Origin of the sequence: Blautia caecimuris (assembly GCF_024622975.1) — a bacterium.
GTDB classification, from domain to species: domain Bacteria; phylum Bacillota; class Clostridia; order Lachnospirales; family Lachnospiraceae; genus Blautia_A; species Blautia_A caecimuris.
This window is the reverse complement of the sequence record NZ_JANJZT010000077.1, coordinates 1-2,171: the sequence shown is the minus strand read 5'-3', so window position 1 is coordinate 2,171 and position 2,171 is coordinate 1. Positions and strand designations below refer to the sequence as shown.

The following is a 2,171-nucleotide window of genomic DNA, read 5'->3' as shown; positions in this document are numbered from 1 at the left end:
GAGAATCAAAGACCGCATCACCTACGCTAGGGTGATGAAAAGCGAAAGGTCAAGCAGAAAGGGCACAGGGCGGATGCCTTGGCACTAAGGGCCGAAGAAAGACGTGATAAGCTGCGATAAGCTTCGGGGAGGAGCAAATATCCATTGATCCGGAGATCTCTGAATGGGGAAACCCACATGAGGAAACCTCATGTATCCATACGCCAATCCATAACGTATGGAGGGGAACCCGGGGAACTGAAACATCTAAGTACCCGGAGGAAAAGAAAGAAAACTCGATTCCGTAAGTAGCGGCGAGCGAACGCGGAGGAGCCTAAACCAGTGTGCGTGCACGCTGGGGTTACGGACTGCATTTAAGATTCTGTAAAGCTAGCAGAACGGTTTTGGGAAAGCCGGCCGGAGAGGGTGAGAGCCCCGTACGCGAAAGCAGAGCAGACTGAGCAGGATCCAGAGTACCGCGGGACACGAGAAACCCTGCGGGAAGTGAGGGGGACCACCCCCTAAGGCTAAATACCACTTAGTGACCGATAGCGCATAGTACTGTGAAGGAAAGGTGAAAAGGACCCCGGGAGGGGAGTGAAAGAGAACCTGAAACCCTGTGTCTACAAGCTGTGGAAGTGCTTTATATGCACGACCGCGTACTTTTTGTAGAACGGTCCGGCGAGTTGCGCTTACTGGCAAGGTTAAGGTCTTAAGGACCGGAGCCGTAGGGAAACCAAGTCTTAAGAGGGCCAGAGTCAGTGAGGGCAGACCCGAAACCGGGTGATCTATCCATGTCCAGGTTGAAGCTGCCGTAAGAGGCAGTGGAGGACCGAACCCACATCCGTTGAAAAGGGTGGGGATGAGGTGTGGATAGGGGAGAAATTCCAATCGAACCCGGAGATAGCTGGTTCTCCTCGAAATAGCTTTAGGGCTAGCCTCGGTAGAGATTAGCGGAGGTAGAGCACTGAATTTCCTAGGGGGCGTCAAAGCCTACCGAAGAATATCAAACTCCGAATGCCGCAGAATTGCTTACCGGGAGTCAGACTGCACGAGATAAGTTGGGCAGTCGAAAGGGAAAGAGCCCAGACCTTCAGTTAAGGTCCCAAAGTGCGCGTTAAGTGGAAAAGGATGTGGGATTTCAAAGACAACCAGGATGTTGGCTCAGAAGCAGCCATCCATTCAAAGAGTGCGTAATAGCTCACTGGTCGAGAGGTCCTGCGCCGAAAATGTCCGGGGCTGAAACGCGCCACCGAAACTAAGGAATCAGAAATGATTGGTAGAGGAGCATTGCATGCGGGACGAAGCAGTACCGTAAGGAGCTGTGGACTGCATGGAAGAGAGAATGCCGGAATGAGTAGCGAGAATAAGGTGAGAATCCTTATGGCCGAATATCCAAGGTTTCCAGGGTAAAGCTGATCTGCCCTGGGTAAGTCGGGGCCTAAGGCGAGGACGAGAGTCGTAGCCGATGGACAACAGGTGGAGATTCCTGTACTGCGGTATAACAGAACTGTGGGGACACGTGCAGAAAGCGGGAGCCGGGAATGGAAAGCCCGGTGCAAGTGAGGTACCAGACACATTGGCAAATCCGTGTGTCAATGGGAAGACACGACGCGGACCGAAAGAAAGTAGGGAAGCCCGTGAGCTGTGCGTCAAGAAAAGCCGCTATAGTTTATACCGTACCCGTACCGTAAACCGACACAGGTGGATGAGGAGAGAATCCTAAGGCCGGCGGAAGAAGCATTGTCAAGGAACTCGGCAAAATGACCCCGTAACTTCGGGAGAAGGGGTGCCAGGGAGACCTGGCCGCAGAGAATAGGCTCAAGCAACTGTTTAGCAAAAACACAGGTCTATGCGAAACCGAAAGGTGAGGTATATGGGCTGACGCCTGCCCGGTGCTGGAAGGTTAAGAGGAGAGGTTAGCGCAAGCGAAGCTTTGAATTTAAGCCCCAGTAAACGGCGGCCGTAACTATAACGGTCCTAAGGTAGCGAAATTCCTTGTCGGGTAAGTTCCGACCCGCACGAAAGGCGTAATGATTTGAGCGCTGTCTCGACAATGCATCCGGTGAAATTGAAGTACCAGTGAAGATGCTGGTTACCTGCGCCAGGACGGAAAGACCCCATGGAGCTTTACTCCAGTTTGGTACTGGGATCCGGTGCTGCATGTACAGGATAGGTGGGAGACTGAGAAC

The 2,171-nt window shown here is 52.8% G+C and carries 1 rRNA gene; it reads left to right on the top strand.

The features are described 5' to 3' along the window. Positions 1-47: 47 nt before the first annotated feature. Positions 48-2,171: ribosomal RNA gene (locus tag NSA57_RS19340) — 23S ribosomal RNA — on the top strand; the annotation flags it as partial.